The sequence below is a fragment of the Isoptericola sp. NPDC055063 genome (genome assembly GCF_053608125.1).
On sequence record NZ_JBSGUW010000011.1, the window covers coordinates 120,933 to 137,566 of the forward strand.

The 16,634-nt window shown below is 73.7% G+C and carries 13 protein-coding genes; 6 read left to right on the plus strand and 7 right to left on the minus strand.

What is annotated here, in order from left to right:
• Nucleotides 1-245: 245 nt before the first annotated feature.
• Nucleotides 246-839 (minus strand): biotin transporter BioY, encoded by a 594-nt coding sequence (locus ACWF41_RS14770; RefSeq protein ID WP_380322905.1) that lies wholly within the window; start codon nucleotides 837-839, stop codon nucleotides 246-248.
• A 217-nt stretch (nucleotides 840-1,056) separates the two neighbouring features.
• Between ACWF41_RS14770 and ACWF41_RS14775 the strand changes: the two genes are divergently transcribed.
• Nucleotides 1,057-2,346 (plus strand): Nramp family divalent metal transporter, encoded by a 1,290-nt coding sequence (locus ACWF41_RS14775; protein WP_380322908.1) that lies wholly within the window; start codon nucleotides 1,057-1,059, stop codon nucleotides 2,344-2,346.
• 3 nt (nucleotides 2,347-2,349) lie between these two features.
• Here the strand turns inward: ACWF41_RS14775 and ACWF41_RS14780 are convergent, their stop codons facing one another.
• Nucleotides 2,350-3,195: a helix-turn-helix domain-containing protein gene (locus ACWF41_RS14780; protein WP_380322911.1), complete on the minus strand. Its 846-nt coding sequence runs from the start codon at nucleotides 3,193-3,195 to the stop codon at nucleotides 2,350-2,352.
• Nucleotides 3,196-3,248: 53 nt separating this feature from the next.
• Here ACWF41_RS14780 and ACWF41_RS14785 point away from each other — a divergent pair, with 53 nt between their 5' ends.
• The 5 genes from ACWF41_RS14785 to ACWF41_RS14805 all read left to right on the plus strand — a co-directional run bounded on the left by ACWF41_RS14785 (nucleotide 3,249) and on the right by ACWF41_RS14805 (nucleotide 11,361).
• Nucleotides 3,249-6,782, plus strand: a complete 3,534-nt coding sequence (locus tag ACWF41_RS14785) for a proline dehydrogenase family protein (RefSeq protein WP_380322914.1) — start codon at nucleotides 3,249-3,251, stop codon at nucleotides 6,780-6,782.
• A 187-nt stretch (nucleotides 6,783-6,969) separates the two neighbouring features.
• Nucleotides 6,970-7,842: a patatin-like phospholipase family protein gene (locus ACWF41_RS14790; RefSeq protein ID WP_380325087.1), complete on the plus strand. Its 873-nt coding sequence runs from the start codon at nucleotides 6,970-6,972 to the stop codon at nucleotides 7,840-7,842.
• Entirely contained in the window at nucleotides 7,839-8,900 is a 1,062-nt protein-coding gene (locus ACWF41_RS14795; protein WP_380325084.1) for a 1-acyl-sn-glycerol-3-phosphate acyltransferase, read from the plus strand. Before ACWF41_RS14790 ends, ACWF41_RS14795 begins: the two co-directional genes overlap by 4 nt.
• 90 nt (nucleotides 8,901-8,990) lie before the next feature.
• A complete protein-coding gene (locus ACWF41_RS14800) occupies nucleotides 8,991-10,610 on the plus strand; it encodes an APC family permease (RefSeq protein WP_380325081.1) in 1,620 nt (539 codons plus the stop codon).
• A gap of 7 nt (nucleotides 10,611-10,617) precedes the next feature.
• Entirely contained in the window at nucleotides 10,618-11,361 is a 744-nt protein-coding gene (locus tag ACWF41_RS14805; RefSeq protein WP_380325078.1) for a class I SAM-dependent methyltransferase, read from the plus strand.
• 2 nt (nucleotides 11,362-11,363) lie between these two features.
• Here ACWF41_RS14805 and ACWF41_RS14810 read toward each other — a convergent pair whose 3' ends face one another.
• The 5 genes from ACWF41_RS14810 to ACWF41_RS14830 form a co-directional block, all read right to left on the minus strand.
• The gene (locus ACWF41_RS14810) at nucleotides 11,364-11,825 is read right to left on the minus strand and encodes a YdeI/OmpD-associated family protein (RefSeq protein WP_380325075.1); all 462 of its coding nucleotides are present in this window, start codon (nucleotides 11,823-11,825) and stop codon (nucleotides 11,364-11,366) included.
• A 19-nt stretch (nucleotides 11,826-11,844) separates the two neighbouring features.
• Complete coding sequence (locus ACWF41_RS14815) at nucleotides 11,845-12,849, minus strand: LacI family DNA-binding transcriptional regulator (RefSeq protein WP_380325094.1); 1,005 nt, start codon at nucleotides 12,847-12,849, stop codon at nucleotides 11,845-11,847.
• 15 nt (nucleotides 12,850-12,864) lie between these two features.
• Nucleotides 12,865-14,436 carry a glycoside hydrolase family 1 protein gene (locus ACWF41_RS14820; protein ID WP_380325072.1) on the minus strand — a complete coding sequence of 524 codons (1,572 nt, stop codon included), beginning with the start codon at nucleotides 14,434-14,436 and terminating at the stop codon, nucleotides 12,865-12,867.
• A 91-nt stretch (nucleotides 14,437-14,527) separates the two neighbouring features.
• Nucleotides 14,528-15,454, minus strand: coding sequence for a carbohydrate ABC transporter permease (locus ACWF41_RS14825; RefSeq protein ID WP_380325069.1), 927 nt, complete (start codon nucleotides 15,452-15,454; stop codon nucleotides 14,528-14,530).
• On the minus strand, nucleotides 15,451-16,569 hold the full coding sequence (locus ACWF41_RS14830) for a carbohydrate ABC transporter permease (RefSeq protein WP_380346958.1): 1,119 nt from the start codon (nucleotides 16,567-16,569) through the stop codon (nucleotides 15,451-15,453). The genes ACWF41_RS14825 and ACWF41_RS14830 overlap by 4 nt, the downstream gene beginning before the upstream one ends.
• Nucleotides 16,570-16,634 lie beyond the last annotated feature (65 nt).

Sequence of the window (16,634 nt, forward strand, 5' to 3'; positions counted from 1 at the left end):
CGGTGCCGGTGGCCCCGGGTCGGGGGCCGGCAGGGGTGGCGCGGCCCGGGATGGTGGGCCTCGGCGCCCACCGTAGCCCCTTCCGCGGGGGCCTCCGCGGGCGAAACTCGCGGGGTTGCGGAGCCGTTCCCGAGCGTTGACCCGGCCATGGTCTCGGCGGGCTCCCGGTTGACGCGACCGCGACCGGGGCGCCGTCCAGCCCGCCCGGGGCGCAGGTCCCGGGCGGGCTCGACGACGGCGGGAGGTCAGCGCGCGAGGCGCCACGCGGCGGGCAGGAGGGCCGCGGCGAGCGCCGCCTTGAGCGCGTCGCCCGGCAGGAAGACGACGGCGCCGGTGAGCAGCGCGGCGCCCACGGGCATCCCTGTGCTGACGGCGAGCCACGGCACGCCGACGGCGTAGACGGTGAGGGTGCCGAGCGCGTACGCGCCGGCGGTGGTCAGCACGCGGCGGTCGGCGCCGCGGCGGGCGAGGGACCCGACGACGAGGCCGGCGAGCACGAACCCGACCAGGTAGCCGCCGGTCGCGCCGGCGACCGACTCCCAGCCCGACGTGGCGCCCGCGAAGACGGGCAGGCCCGCGACGCCCGCGGCGAGGTAGACGCCCTGGGCGGCGGCGCCGCGGAGGGGTCCGAGGGCGGCGGCGCCCAGCAGGACGGCGAAGGTCTGGCCGGTGAGCGGCACGGGCAGGCCGGGCACGGGGATCACGACCTGGGCGGCCAGGGCGGTGAGGGCGGCCACGGCGACGACGAGCACCACGTCGCGGGCGAGGGCCCCGGGCAGCAGGTCCGCGAGGACGCGGCGCGGGCGGGCGGGGGCGAGGGGGAGTACGGCTGCGGTCATGCCGACGACGCTAGGGCGTGCCCCGGGCCCGGGTCATGACCGGGGTGTGCCAACACTGGGGGGTGCTCGTTTGTGCAGGTCGCACACACGCAGGGGGGTCGGGGGCGTGCCGGGCCCCCTGCGTTGTGGGAATCGTGCACACCGGCCATGCCGGCCATGGGTGGCGCCCGGCATGTCGGCGTTGCCCCATCCGTTCCGGTCGGTAGCCTGCGGCACCATGGCTGACAAGGACGTCGCATCGCCCGCCCTCGAGAACGAGCTCACGGAAGAACGGCCGCGCTGGCGCCTGGTGGGGCCCGGCCTCGTGGTCGCCGCCACCGGCATCGGCGCCGGCGACCTCGTGGCCACGCTGGTCGCGGGCAGCAAGTTCGGCTACACCCTGCTGTGGGCGGCGGTGCTCGGCGTCGTCATCAAGATCGTGCTCGTCGAGGGCGCCGGCCGCTGGTCGCTCGCCACGAACCGCACGATCTTCGACGGGTGGAAGTCGCTCGGGACGTGGGCGAGCATCTACTTCGGCGTCTACGTCGTCGTGTGGGGCTTCAGCTACGGCGCGGCCGCGATGTCGAGCTCCGCGCTGCCGCTCGTGGCGCTGTTCCCGCAGGTCGACCTCATCTGGTTCGCGATCGGGATGGGCCTGATCGGCGCGGCCATCGTGTGGCTCGGGAAGTACAAGGTGTTCGAGTACGTCATCGCCGTGCTCGTGGGCGTCATGTTCGTGACGATCGTGGGCTCCGCGGTGCTCACCCTGCCGAACCTCGGCGAGATCGTCGGCGGCCTCGTGCCGCGCATCCCCTCCGGCTCGATCCTCTACACGCTCAGCCTCGCCGGCGGCGTCGGCGGCACCATCACCCTGGCGGCGTACGGGTACTGGCTCAAGGAGAAGGGCTGGCACTCGCCGCGCTGGATGAAGGTCATGCGGATCGACAACGCGATGGCCTACGTGATCTCCGGCGTCTTCGTCATCTCGATGCTCATCGTGGGCGCCGAACTGCTGTACTCCTCCGGCATCACGATCGCCGACGGCGAGGGCGGCCTGGTGGACCTGGCCGACGTGCTCGCCGAGCGGTACGGCTCCTTCATGGCGCCCCTGTTCCTCGTCGGGTTCTGGGCGTCGTCGTTCTCGTCCGTGCTGGGCGTGTGGAACGGCGTGTCCCTGATGTTCGCCGACTTCGTCGCCACGGTGCGCGGCCTGCCGGAGGACGACCCGCGGCGCAAGGCCGGCGGCAGCTACTACAAGGCGTACATCCTGTGGCTCACGTTCCCGCCGATGCTGCTGCTCCTGCTCGACAAGCCCATCGCGCTCGTCGTGGCGTACGGGGCGCTGGGCTCGCTGTTCATGCCGTTCCTCGCGATCACGCTGCTCATCCTCATGAACTCCTCGCGGGTGCCGGAGCGGTGGCGCAACAAGCCGCTCACCAACGTGGTCCTCGGGCTGGTGACGCTGATGTTCGTGGTGCTCGGCGTGCAGCAGCTCGTCGAGGCGCTCGCGCCGGTCCTCGGCGGGTGAGCCTCAGCCCGCCGCGCGGGCGCGGCGCCGGAACGACGACGGCGTCTCGCCCGTGAGGCGCGCGAACGTGCGCGTGAACGACGGCTGGTCGTAGAAGCCGGACGCGGCGGCCACCTCGGCCAGCGGCGTCGTCGTCGAGGTGAGCAGGTGGGCGGCGCGGTCCACCCGCGTGCGCAGCACGAGCTGGCGGGGCGAGAGCCCGAAGACCTTGCGCACCCGCCGGTCCAGCACGGCCGGGGTGCTGCCCGCCATGGCCGCCAGGTCGGCCACCGACAGCGGCTCGCCGGGGGAGGTGTCGAGGTGTCGCTCGACGGCGCCGACCAGGCGCGCCATCGCGTCCATGGTCGCGTCGTCGGCGTCGCCCGAGCGCAGGTCCTGGGACACGGAGACCAGCCCGACGACGCGGCCGGCGGCGTCCCGCACGGGCAGCTTCGCGGTGAGGAACCAGCCCGGGGTGCCGCCCACGCGACGGATCAGCTCGAGCTCGTTGCGCAGGGGCCGGCCGGTGCGCAGCACCTCCGCGTCCTGGGCCTCGTAGCGCTCGGCCAGCTCGGGCACGAACAGGTCGACGGCCCGGCGGCCCAGCACCTGCCGGCGCGAGCGCTCGTTGGTGCGGCGCACGAAGACCTGGTTGACGGCGAGGTAGCGCCCGTCGGCGTCCTTGGCGCAGAACATCACGTCCGACAGCTCGTCCATCAGGTCCACCATCACGGGGGACAGGGCGGCCATGAGGGCGGCGGTGCCGGGCACGTCCGCCGGGGTGCCCGACCGTGTCGAGGACCGTGCCGCGGAGGGGTCGCCGGGGGCGTCGCCCGCCGGGCGGTTCGTGTTGTCGGAATCTGCCCCCATCGCGTGCCCGATCGTACAAGACGGGCCCCGCCCGCAGGGCGCACCCTGGGGGCATGAGTACCTCCGTTCCGGCGCGCGGCGGCGCCACCCCTCCCGCCGTGCACAGCGCCCCCACCGACGTCGGCGCCGAAGCCCTGGTCGAGGACGCCGTCGCCCTCGCCCACCACTGGATCGCCGTCGCGTCCGGCTCGTCCGGCACCCCCGGCTCCACCACCCGTGGGGACCGCAAGACCCGCGCCACCGCCGAGCGGCTGGGCTCCCTCGTCTCCGACCCGGCGGGGCTCGAGCTCGCCGTCGGGTTCGTCGACGACGTCGCGCGCCCGCAGGACATCGGCGTCGCCGCCACCGCGCTCGCTCGCCTCGGCCGGGACGCCGGCTCCGCCACCTTCCTCGGACCCGTCGACCGCACCCTGTTCAAGGTCGGCGCCGCCGTCGCCCCCGTGCTGCCGTCCGTCGTCGTGCCCGCCGCGCGCGTCCGGCTGCGCCAGCTCGTCGGCCACCTCGTCGCCGACGCCGGCAAGGGCCTCACCGCCCACCTCGCCCGCACCCGGGCCGAGGGCTACACCCTCAACGTCAACCTCCTGGGCGAGGCCGTGCTCGGCGACGACGAGGCCGCCGCCCGCCTGCAGCGCACCATCGACCTGGTGCGCCGGCCCGACGTCGACTACGTCTCCGTCAAGGTGTCGTCCGTCGCGGCCCAGCTCGTCACCTGGGACCTGGACGGCTCGCGCGAGCGCGTCGTCGAGCACCTGCTGCCCCTGTACCGCGCCGCGCGCGACCACGGCGTCTTCCTCAACCTCGACATGGAGGAGTACAAGGACCTCGCGCTGACCACCGCGGTCTTCACCCAGGTGCTCGACCGCGAGGAGTTCAAGGACCTCGAGGCCGGCATCGTGCTCCAGGCCTACCTGCCCGACGCGATGGGCGCGCTCGACGGGCTCACCGAGTTCGCGCAGCGGCGCGTGGCCGCCGGCGGCGCCCGCATCAAGGTGCGCCTCGTCAAGGGCGCCAACCTCGCGATGGAGCAGGTCGAGGCCGAGCTGCACGACTGGGCGCAGGCCCCCTACCCGACCAAGCCGGACGTGGACGCCAACTACGTGCGCATCCTCGACCACCACCTGCGCGCCGACCGCACCGCCGCCGTCCGCCTCGGCGTCGCGTCGCACAACCTCTTCCACGTCGCGCTCGCCGTGCTGCTGGCCCGCGGCCGCGGCGTCACCGAGGGCCTCGACATCGAGATGCTCCAGGGCATGGCGCCCATCGAGGCGCGCCTCGTGCGCGACGAGGTGGCCAAGGACGGCGGGCACGTCGTCCTCTACACCCCGGTCGTGCGCGACGAGGACTTCGACGTCGCGATCTCCTACCTGGTGCGCCGCCTCGAGGAGAACGCCGCCGAGCAGAACTTCCTGCACGCCGCCTTCGCGCCGGCCGCCGGGTCCGCCGGCGTCGCGTCCACCCCGATGGAGCGCCAGGAGCTCGCCTTCCGCGCGTCCGTGACGCACGGCGTGCACTACGAGGCCGTGGACGTCGCGCCCCGTCGTCGCGACCGGTTCGCCGGCGGTGCCTCCGCGCTCACCGCGACCGGGTGCCCGACGTCGGAGCCGTTCCGCAACGCCGTCGACACCGACCCCGCCGTCGCCGCGCACCGCGCGTGGGCCGGCAGCATCGTCGGCCCGGACTCGGGCTACGTGCCCGTGCAGGCGCCCGAGGTCGCCACGGCCGAGGCGATCGACGAGGCCGTCGCGCGCGCCGTGGTCGCACAGCGCGCCTGGAGCGGCGTCACCCCCGCCGACCGGGCGCGCGTGCTGCGCGCCGCCGCCCGCCAGCTCGAGGCGCGCCGCACCGACCTCGTCACCGCGATGGTGCACGAGCCCGGCAAGACCGTGGCCGAGGCGGACCCCGAGGTCAGCGAGGCCATCGACTTCGCGAACTACTACGCCGCGTCCGCCGAGGCGCTCGAGCAGGTGCCCGGCGCCACGTTCACGCCCGACGGCATCACCCTCGTGACCCCGCCGTGGAACTTCCCCGTCGCCATCCCCGCGGGCGGGGTGCTGGCGGCGCTCGCGGCCGGCTCGGCGGCGCTCGCCAAGCCCGCCCCCACCACGCCCCGGTGCTACGAGCTGGTGATCGAGGCCGTCCACGCCGCGTTCGACGAGGCCGCCCCGGAGATCGGGCTCGACCCGCAGCTCGCCCAGGACGTCGTGCAGTTCCTGCGCGTGCCCGACGGCGACCTCGGCCAGCACCTCGTGACGCACCCCGACGTGGCGCGCGTCATCCTCACCGGCTCCATCGAGACCGCCGAGATGTTCGCGTCGTGGAACCCGGAGCGCCCGGTGCTCGCGGAGACCTCCGGCAAGAACGCGCTGGTCGTCACGCCGTCGGCCGACCTCGACCTCGCCGTCGCGGACCTCGTCAAGAGCGCCTTCGGGCACGCGGGCCAGAAGTGCTCGGCCGCGTCGCTCGTCATCCTCGTCGGCTCCGTCGGCGATCCGACGGCCGAGACCGGCAAGCGGTTCCGCCGCCAGCTCGTCGACGCCGTGCAGTCGCTCGCGGTCGGCTCGGCCACCGAGCTGTCCACCGTCATGGGGCCGCTCACCGAGCCCGCGCAGGGCAAGCTGCTGCGCGCCCTCACGACGCTCGAGCCGGGCGAGTCCTGGCTGGTGCGCCCCCGCCGCCTCGACGACGCGGCCGCGGCCGCCGGGCTCGAGGCGGACCGCCTCTGGTCGCCGGGCCTGCGCGACGGCGTCGCTCCGGGGTCGTTCTTCCACCTCACCGAGGTGTTCGGACCCGTGCTGGGCATCATGACCGCCCAGGACCTGGACGAGGCGATCCGCCTGCAGAACCAGGTGGACTTCGGCCTCACCGCCGGCATCCACTCCCTCGACGACGACGAGATCGCCACCTGGCTCGACTGCGTCGAGGCCGGCAACGTCTACGTCAACCGCCACATCACCGGCGCCATCGTGCAGCGCCAGTCGTTCGGCGGCTGGAAGGCGTCGGCGGTCGGCCCGGGCGCCAAGGCGGGCGGCCCGAACTACGTGGCCGAGCTCGGCTCCTGGGCGGACGCGGCGGACGTGCCGTCGCGCACCGCCGACCCCGAGGGCTGGCTCGCCGCCGCGCGGGCGTCGGACGACGCCGCCTGGGCCGCCGAGATCGGCGTCGGGCACGACCGATCCGGGCTGCGCGTGGAGGAGAACACCTTCCGCTACCGCCCGATCGAGCGGCTCACCGTCCGCGTCGGCGACGGCGCCCTCCCCATCGAGGTGCGCCGCGTGCTCGCGGCGGCGCAGCGCGCGGGCGTGCCGGCCGTCGTCGTCCCCGACAGCGACAGCGGGTGGGGCGTGCCGCACGAGGCGCCGATGTCCCACGAGGACTTCGCCGCCGCGGTCGCGGCGGGCCGCGTCACCGGCCGCGTCCGCGTCGTCGGCCGTGCTCCGGGCCTGCGCGAGGCGGCCGCGAAGCGTCTCGGCACCGTGACGGTCCTCGACGCCCCGGTGGTCGCCAGCGGCCGCCGCGAGCTGCTCGCCGTCGTGCGCGAACAGGCCGTCAGCCGCACCCGTCACCGGTACGGCCACGTGCACGCCTGACCGGGCCAACCCCTGAGCGGGGGGCGGGGACGTTCTTGTCGCCAGGCTGGTCGGGCCTGGCGGGAGCCGAGCGAGGCACGAGCGAGGCGGATGGCGCGCCTGGCGACAAGAACGTCCCCGCCCCCCGCGGACCCCGCGCCCCGATGTCGGCGCGCCCCGTCGTCGTCCCCGTGGCACGATCGCGCCCATGACGGTGGCGTTCGTGCTCGGCGGCGGAGGCGTGCGCGGCGCCGTCCAGGTGGGGATGCTGCAGGCGCTGTTCGAGGCGGGGGTGACCCCCGACCTGGTGGTCGGCACGTCGATCGGCGCGATCAACGGCGCGGCCGTGGCCGCGGAGCCGAGCCTCGCCGTCGTCGACCTCCTCGGCGCGGCGTGGGCGTCGCCGACGGCGAACGACGTCTACGGCGAGGCCTGGTACCGGCAGCTCGGCCGCCTCGCGAAGTCCCGCACGCACCTGTACGACCCGGCGGCGCTGCGCCGCCTCATCGCGAGCACCCTGGGTGACCGCACGACGTTCGAGGACCTGCGGGTGCCGCTCGTCGTCGTCGCGGCGAGCATCGAGCGGGCGTCGGAGCGGTGGTTCGACTCCGGGCCGCTGGTGGAGGCGGTGCTCGCGTCGGCGTCGGTGCCCGGCGCGCTGCCGCCCACGGAGATCGACGGCGAGCACTTCGTCGACGGCGGCATGGTGAACTCGATCCCCCTCGGCGAGGCGGTGCGGCGCGGGGCGACGACCGTCTACGTGCTGCAGGTCGGCCGCGTCGAGGAGCCGCTGACCGCCCCGACCAAGCCGTCGGACGTCGCGCGCGTGAGCTTCGAGATCGCCCGCCGGCACCGGTACTTCCGCGAGCTGGAGGAGGCGCGCGCCGTCGCGACCGTGCACGTGCTGCCCACCGGCGGGGCGCTCCCCGGCGACGACAAGCTGGGCGCGTTCCGCAAGCTCGACGCCACGCACCGCCGCGTCGCACAGTCCTACGCCGCCGCGAGGGACTACCTCGCCGGTGTCTCCGGCCTGTCCGGCGTGGCCGACGCTGCCGACCCAGATGACGCGGGGGAGCCGTGATCGCGCCCCCGCCGAAGGTGGTCCGGCGGCTGGTGCTCGCGCCGCTGGTCGTGCTGCTGGCGGTGCTGCTGGTGCCGACGTCGATCATGCTCGCGCTGGTGGTCGGCGCCGCGCTGACGTGGGTGCTGCCGGGGCGGCTGCGGGTGGTGCGCCTGCTGTGGATGCTGTCGTTCTACGTGCTGTGGGACGCCGCCGCACTGGTGGTGCTGCTCGGTCTCTGGATCGCCTCCGGGTTCGGGCTCGCGATGCGTCGGCCCTGGATGCAGCGGGCCCACGTGGCCGTCGCCCGCTGGGCGCTGGCGGTGCTGTTCTGGCAGGTGCGCTGGACGCTGCGGCTGCGGATCGTCGTCGAGGCGCCGACCGGGGCGAGCGTCCCCGACGTCCCGGTGCTCGTGCTGAGCCGGCACGCCGGCCCGGGGGACTCGTTCATCCTGGTCGACACCCTCCTGGGGCGCGGCCGCCGCACGCCCGCCATCGTCCTCAAGGACACGCTGCAGTGGGACCCGGCGATCGACGTCCTCCTGGGCCGCCTGCCCGCCGCGTTCGTCACGCCGCTGTCGCGGCGCCGGGCGGGGCAGCCCGGCGCGGCCGAGACGATCGCGCGGATCTCCGCGCACCTGGGGCCCGACGGCGCGCTCGTGCTGTTCCCCGAGGGCGGCAACGTGACGCCGAAGCGGCGCGAGCAGCGGATCGCGTCGCTGCGCGCCCGCGGCAAGGACGCCCTCGCCGACCGGGCGGAGCGGATGCCGCACGTCATGGTGCCGCACGCCGGCGGGTTCCTGTCCGCCCTCGACACCGTGCGTGAGGACGCCGTGGTGCTCGTCGTCGCGCACAGCGGCCTCGAGCGGCTCGTCACCGTCCGCGACATCTGGCGCGAGCTGCCCATGGACAAGGAGATCGTCCTCGGCGGGCAGCTCACCCCGGTCGCCGACCTGCCGGCCGACGCCGAGGGGCGCGAGCTGTGGCTGTTCGAGCAGTGGGAGCGCGTGGACGCCTGGATCACCGCGCGCGACGTCGACCGGCCGGTGTCGGACCTGCGCCGGGATCACTCGGGCTGAACACCCCCTTCACCTGGGCGTAGCGTCGGGTAGGGTCTCCCAGCCGCCGAGACCCGGTGGCTGGTACGGACCAGTAAGGAGCCCCCAACGATGCAGCTCATGCGGAGGCGCTCGATCGAAGCGACGATCGCAGCGTCCGACGAGCCCCAGCGCCAGCTGAAGCGCACCCTCGGAGCCTGGGACCTCGTGGTCCTCGGCATCTCGGTGGTGATCGGCGCCGGAATCTTCTCGAAGGCCGCGCAGGTGTCGGCCACGCAGACCGGCCCGTCCGTCGTCGTCTCGTTCGTCATCGCCGGCGTCGTGTGCGCGCTGGCCGCGCTGTGCTACGCGGAGTTCGCGTCGTACATGCCGGTGGCGGGCTCGGCCTACACGTTCTCCTACGCCTCGATGGGCGAGCTGCTCGCCTGGATCATCGGCTGGGACCTCATCCTCGAGATGTTCTTCGCCGCGTCGGTCGTCGCGAAGGCGTGGGGCCTGTACTTCGACAACTTCCTCCAGGTCTTCGGCCTCGGCGGGGTGGACGAGCACGGCGTCGCGTCCGGGATCCACAACACGATCCACCTCGGGGGCGTGTCCTTCGACTGGGGCACCGCGATCCTCATCGCCGTGCTCGCGACGCTGCTGGCCGTCGGCACCAAGCTCTCGACGCGTGTCACCGGCATCCTCACGGCCGTCAAGGTCGCCATCGTGCTGCTCATCATCGTGGTCGGGTTCGCGTTCTTCAGCGCCTCCAACCTCAGCCCGTTCGTGCCGACCCCGGAGTCGTTCGGCGAGTCCACCACGCACGGCACCGCGATGACGCAGACGCTCTTCTCCTGGCTGGCCGGGGCCGAGCTCTCCGTCGGCGGCGTGATGGGCATCCTCGCCGGCGCGGGCACCGTGTTCTTCGCGTTCATCGGGTTCGACGTCGTCGCCACCGCGGCCGAGGAGACCAAGAACCCGCGGCGCAACGTGCCGCGCGGCATCCTCGGCGGCCTGGTCATCTGCACCGTGCTGTACATCGCGGTCTCGCTCGCGCTGTCCGGCATGGCCACCCCGCAGCAGCTGCGCGACGCCACGCCCGACGGCGGCGCGTCCGCGACCATCATCACCGCGTTCCAGCTGCAGCCGAACGCCCCGGCGTGGGCCACCCAGGTCATCACGGTCGGCATCCTCGTGGGCCTCACCACCGTGGTCATGGTGCTGATGCTCGGCCTCACCCGCATCGTCTTCGCGATGAGCCGCGACGGCCTGCTGCCCCGCGGCATGTCGAAGACGTCCGAGAAGCGCGGCACCCCGGTCATGATCCAGGTCGGCACCGCCGTCCTGCTGGTGATCGTCACCTGCTTCTTCTCGGTCGACGTGCTCGGCAACATGGTGAACATCGGCACCCTGTCGGCGTTCGTGCTGGTGAGCTTCGGCATCCCGATCCTGCGCCGGCGCCAGCTCAAGGCCGGCGGCGGGGAGGCCCACGCCGACCACTTCCGCGTGCCGTGGTCGCCCGTGCTCCCGATCGTCTCGGGCGTGCTGTGCCTGTGGCTGATGTTCCAGCTCGACGTCGAGACGTGGCTGCGGTTCCTCGTGTGGCTCGTCCTCGGGTTCGCGATCTACTTCGGCTACAGCTACCGCAGCTCGCAGCTCGGCAAGAACCCGTCCCAGCTCGCCGCCGACTACCGGGAGGCCCTGCAGACGGCCGTCGGCGTCGACGACGACACGCCCCGCCGCGACTGAGGTCGACGTGACGCCGCCCGCCCCGCCTCCCGAGCCCGGCGCGTTCGACGCCGCGCGCCGGGAGACCGTGCGCTACCACGAGGAGCTCTACGCCTCGACGGCGCTCGGGCAGCCGGGGTCCTGGCTGGCCAGGCCGCACCGGCTCCTGCGCGACGCCCTCGGGCGCGTGCAGGGCCGGGGGCCGGTCGTGGCGTACGACCTCGGCGCGGGGATCGGGCGGCACACCGTGCCGATGCTCCGCGCGCTCCCGCCCGGGTCGGAGGTCTACGCCGTCGACCTGCTCCCCTCGGCCCTGGAGCGGCTCGCGGCGGCCGTGCCCCCGGAGCTCCGCGGCGGGCTGCACCTGCGGGCGGCCGACCTGGACGCCTACGAGCTCGAGGCGCCGGCCGACCTCGTCCTGGCGTTCTCCGCGCTCGAGCACCTGCCGGGCCGGGCGGCCGTGGGCCGCGCCCTGGCGCGGGTCCGCGGCGCGATGCGCCCGGGCGGCGTGGTCGCCGTCGGGATCGTCGCGGACCGCGTCGAGGTCGACGCCGACGGGACCAGCCGGCCCGCCCGCGTCGAGACCGCGCTCACCGCGGCCGAGGCGCAGGACCTCCTGGACCGGGCGTTCCGGGGGTTCACGGTGGAGTCCAGCGACGCGTCGACGGCATCCGTCCGCGAGGAGCGCGGGGGCGCCGCCCACACCCTGACCTCGACCCTGGTGACCCGGGTGGCCACCGCGCCCCCGGACCCGGTGGCGCCGCAGGGCTGAGGTCAGGCGGTCAGGGCGTCCAGGACCTTGGCGACGCGGCGGTCGCGGGTCTCGTCGGTCCTGGCGCCCTCGACGCTGAGCGCATGGGCCTTCTGCTTGCTCGGGGACAGCGCCGCCCAGGCGGCGGCCGCGCCGGGCCGGTCGGCGAGGGCCGCGGCCAGGGCGGGCGGCACGTCCACGGTGCGGGGTGCGTCGTCGACCTCGAGCCGCACGGCCACCTCGTCGCCGGCGCCGCGGCCCGTGGCGCGGCGGGTCTCGGCGTTGAACGAGACGAGGAAGCGGCCGTCCATCACCGAGACGGTGGTGCGGTAGGTGTAGTCGTCGTCGACCGTCACGACGACGGGTACGCGCCGGCCCCGGTCGAAGGCGGCGACGACGTCGTCGGGCACGGGCAGGCCCACGTTGTTGCCGCCCGTGGCGAGCAGGGTCGTGGTGAACGTCTGGACGGTGGCCGCCTCGCTCATGCCGCCACCGTAGCGACCGCTATGCCGACTCGCCCTCGATCAGCCGGGGGACGAAGATCTGCGGCTGCGGGGGAGCGCCCTCCCCGCCGAGCATGTCGAGCAGCGTCGACGTCGCGGCCGTGACCATCTCGACGACGGGCTGCAGCACCGTGGTGAGCCGCGGCGTGGTCCGCTCGGCGCCGAGGGCGTCGAACCCGACCAGGGCGACGTCGTCGGGCACGGACCGGCCGGACTCGCGCAGCACCTGCAGCGCGCCGGTGGCCATGAGGTCCGAGGCGGCGAAGACGCCGTCGACGTCCGGGTGCGCGGCCAGGAGGCGCTGCATCGCGGCGGCGCCGCCCGAGACGGTGAAGTCGCCGTTCTCGACGGCGTCCGCCGGCAGACCGGCGTCCTCGAGCGTGTGCCGCCAGGCGTCGTGCCGGTCGACGGCCGCGGTCATGTCGAGCGGGCCGGTGATGGTGGCGATGTGCCGGCAGCCGCGGTCCACGAGCCGCTGCGTGGCCGTGCGCCCGCCGGAGGCGTTGTCGACGTCGACGAAGTGCAACGAGTCCGTGTCGAAGGGGCGGCCCACGAAGACGGCGGGCAGCCGCGATCGCGCGAGCTCCGGCTCGAGCTGGTCCTCCTTGTGGTGCGACGCCACGATCACGCCGTCCACGTGCCCGGATCGCAGGTAGCGCGCGATGTGGCCCGGCGGCTCGCCGGGGCGGGCGAGCAGCAGCACCAGCTGCAGCTCCGTGCCCGTCAGCCCCTCGCTGACGCCGCGCAGCACGCCCGCGAGGAACGGGTCGGTGAGGATGCGGGCGTCGGGCTCGGGCACGACCAGCGCGATGGAGTCGGTGCGGCGGGTGACCAGCGAGCGGGCCGCCCGGTTCGGGGCGTACCCGAGCCGGGCGACCGCGTCGTCGACGGCGGACTGGGCCTCCGGCGACACCCGGTCCCCGCCGTTGATGGCGCGCGACGCCGTGGACCGCGAGACGCCCGCGGTCCGGGCGACGTCGTCCAGCGTGGGGCTGGGATGCTCGATGACCACGTGCGGAGACTACTCCGCGTCCGTGCCGGTCACGGCGGGTGCGGGCACGACGCCGGTGCGGGCGACCTCGGCGTACCAGCGGCCCGACGACTTCACCGTGCGCTGCTGCGTCTCGTAGTCCACGTGGACCAGCCCGAAGCGCTTGGAGTAGCCGAGCGCCCACTCGAAGTTGTCCATCAGCGACCAGGCGAAGTAGCCGCGCACATCGGCGCCGGCGTCGATCGCGTCGCGGACGGCGCGCAGGTGCGCGTCGATGAACGCGAGGCGCTCGGGGTCGTCCACGCTGCCGTCGGCCTGCACGACGTCGGGGTACGCGGCGCCGTTCTCCGTGACGAACATCGACGTGCCGCGCGGCCCGGTGTAGTCCTGCTGCAGGCGTGTGAGCAGGCGCGTGAGGCCCTCGGGCTGCACCTCCCAGCCCATGTCGGTGACGGGCAGGCCGCGGCTGTGGTGGTGGATGCCGTCCGGGACGGGGTTCGGCGACCGGGTCTCCCACACGGGGGCGCCCTCGGTGGTCTCGCGCGCGCCGTCGGGGCCGGCGGTGCCCTCCGGGGTCTCGCCCGCGGGCACCTGGGGCGTGGCCGAGACGGCGCCGCCGTTGTAGTAGTTGACGCCGAGCACGTCGATCGGGGTGGAGATCACGTCGAGGTCGCCCGCGCGCACGACGTCGGCGAACCCGAGGTGCGCGACGTCGTCGAGCAGGTCCTGCGGGTAGGCGCCGCGCAGGATCGGGTCGAGGAAGAAGCGGTTGAACATGCCGTCGTCGCGGCGGGCGGCGTCCACGTCCGCCGGGTCCGACGGGTCGACGGGGTCGGAGACGGTGAAGTTGAGCGTGAGCCCGAGCACGGCCTCCGGGTCCCGCTCGCGCAGCGCCTGGGTGGCGCCGCCGTGGGCGAGCATGAGGTGGTGGGCCGCGGCGAGGCCGAGCTCCGGGGACTTCTTGCCGGGCGCGTGCGCGCCGGACGTGTAGCCGAGGAAGGCGGAGCACCACGGCTCGTTGAGCGTGGTCCAGACCTTCACCCGGTCGCCGAGGGCCTCGTGCATGGTCACGGCGTAGTCGACGAAGCGGGACGCGGTGTCGCGGTTCGGCCAGCCGCCGAGCTCCTCGAGGGCCTGCGGCAGGTCCCAGTGGTACAGGGTCAGCCAGGGGAGCAGGTCGGCGCCGAGCAGCTCGTCGACGAGGCGCGAGTAGAAGTCCAGGCCCTCGCGGTTGACGGTCTTGCCGTCCGGCACGACCCGCGCCCACGACGTCGAGAACCGGTACGTGTCGAGGTTGAGGCGCCGCATGAGCGCGACGTCCTCGCGGTAGCGGTGGTAGTGGTCGTCGGCGACGGATCCGTCGTCGCCGTTCTTCACGGCGCCGGGGATGCGGCAGAAGGCGTCCCAGACGGAGTCCTCGCGGCCGCCCTCCGTCGACGCGCCCTCGATCTGGAACGCGGCGGTGGCGGTGCCCCAGAGGAAGCCGTCCGGGAACGTGACCGCCCCGGTGGCGTGCGGGGAGGTCGACAGCGGTGCGGTGGGGGTGAACGGCACGGCGGTGCCGGGGGCCGCCAGGCGCGCGCCAGGGGTGGGGAGGGTCATGGATTCGGATCTTTCCATCGGTGGTGGGCCCACGCAGCCGCACGACGGCGCGGCTGCGTGGGCGGGACGACAGGTACTCGGACGGGCGGCGTCAGCCCTTGACGGCGCCGGACATGATGCCCGCGACCAGCTGCTTGCCCACGACGACGAAGAGGATGAGCAGGGGGAGGGTCACCAGGAAGATGCCGCCCATCACCAGGGAGAGGTCGACGAAGAAGTTGGCCTGCAGCGACTGCACGACCAACGTCAGCGTCGGGTTCGTGTTGTTGAGCACGATCGACGGCCAGAAGTACATCGTCCACATCTGCACGAACGTGAACAGGCCCAGCATGAAGGCGGCCGGTCGGGCCGCCGGCAGGGCGATCGACCAGAACGTGCGGAACATGGAGGCGCCGTCGACGCGCGCGGCCTCGATGAGCTCGTACGGCAGGGACTCGGACAGGTACTGGGTCATCCAGAACACGCCGAACGCGGCCACGAGGCTGGGCAGGATCACCGCCTGGATCTTGCCGATCCAGCCGATGTCGGTCATGAGGATGTACAGCGGGATGACGCCGAGCTGCACGGGGACCGCCATGGTGGCGATGACGAAGACGAGCAGCGGGCCCCGGCCGCGGAACCGCAGCTTGGCGAACGAGTACCCGGCCAGTGTCGAGAAGAGCACCACGGACAGCGAGCACACGACCGAGATGATCAGCGAGTTGACCAAGGCGGTCCAGAAGTTGATCTGGGTCGCCTCGATCACGTGGCGGAACTGGGTGAACAGGCTGGCGTCGGGCAGCCACTGCGGCACGGCGCTCTTGGCGATCGCGACCGGGTCGGAGGACCCGAGCAGGAGCGTGTAGTACAGCGGGAAGACCGAGATCAGGAGTGCGAGCGTCAGCAGGACGTACGTGAGCCTGCCGGGGCGACGCTGGGCGGTGCGGGTGGCCTTCGCGGACCTGCGGTCGCGGCGCTTCGCGGCGGCGGCCGCGGCACGGGGGCCGGCGGTCTGGGCGGTGACGGCGACGGAGCTCATCGGTCCTCTCCCGTGGTCGTGCGGTGCCAGGGCGTCGCCGCCGGCTCGGTGGTGGTCGGGTGGGGCTGCGCGGCGGCGGCCGACCGGCGCCGGGCCGCGATCACGGCCCTGGTCTGCCGACGGCTGATCTTGGCCTTCGGGGCGTCGGAGCGCGCGATCCGCTGGGTGATGAGGAAGTTGATCATGCCGAGGACGATGATGATGAGGAACAGCAGCCACGCGACCGCGGCGCCTCGACCGAGGTTCTTCTGGTTGCCCCACGCCGTGTCGTACAGGTAGACGACGGTGGTCATCCAGTCCTTGTTGGGCCCGCCGATGCCCTGGCTGTCGAACATGCGGACCTCGTCGAAGATCTGCAGCCCACCGATCGTCGACGTGATGACGACGAAGATGATGGTCGCGCGGATCTGCGGGATCGTGATGGAGAAGAACTGGCGGGCACGCCCGGCGCCGTCGATGACGGCGGCCTCGTAGAGCTCGCGCGGCACGGCCTGCATGGCCGCAAGGAAGATGAGGGCGTTGTACCCGGTCCAGCGGAAGTTGACCATCGTCGCGATCGCGACGTGGCTGGCGAGGCGGTCTCCGTGCCAGGCGACCGGGTCGATCCCCACGACGCCGAGGATGTCGTTGATGAGGCCGTACTGGTCGGCGAACAGGCGGCCGAAGATCATGGAGACCGCGACCGGCGCCACGACGTACGGCACCAGCACGCCCATCCGCCAGAAGGTGGCGGCGCGCAGGTTCTGGTCGAGGAGCGCGGCGATGGTGATCGCGAGGACCACCTGCGGGACGCTCGACAGGACGAAGATCGAGAAGGTGTTGACCAGGGACTTCCAGAACAACGGCTGGGCGAGGACGTCGGCGAAGTTCTTGAGGCCGACGTAGTCTCCCTGGCCGCCGAGCAGGTTCCAGTCGTGCAGCGACACGAACGCCGTGTAGGCGAGCGGGAAGAGGCCCGTGATCGCGAAGAGGATGAAGAACGGGGAGACGTACAGGTAGGGGGAGAGCTTCAGGTCCCAACGGCCGAGGCGTTGGGAGAACCCGACCCGCCGGGCCGAGCGGGCGTCGGTGGCGCCGCCGCGGTGCGGGGACTTCGTGGGGGACAAGACAGCCATGGGAACTTCCTGTGCGTCGCCGGTCGGGGGCCGGGCCGGGCCGTGGCGAAGCCACGACCCGGCCC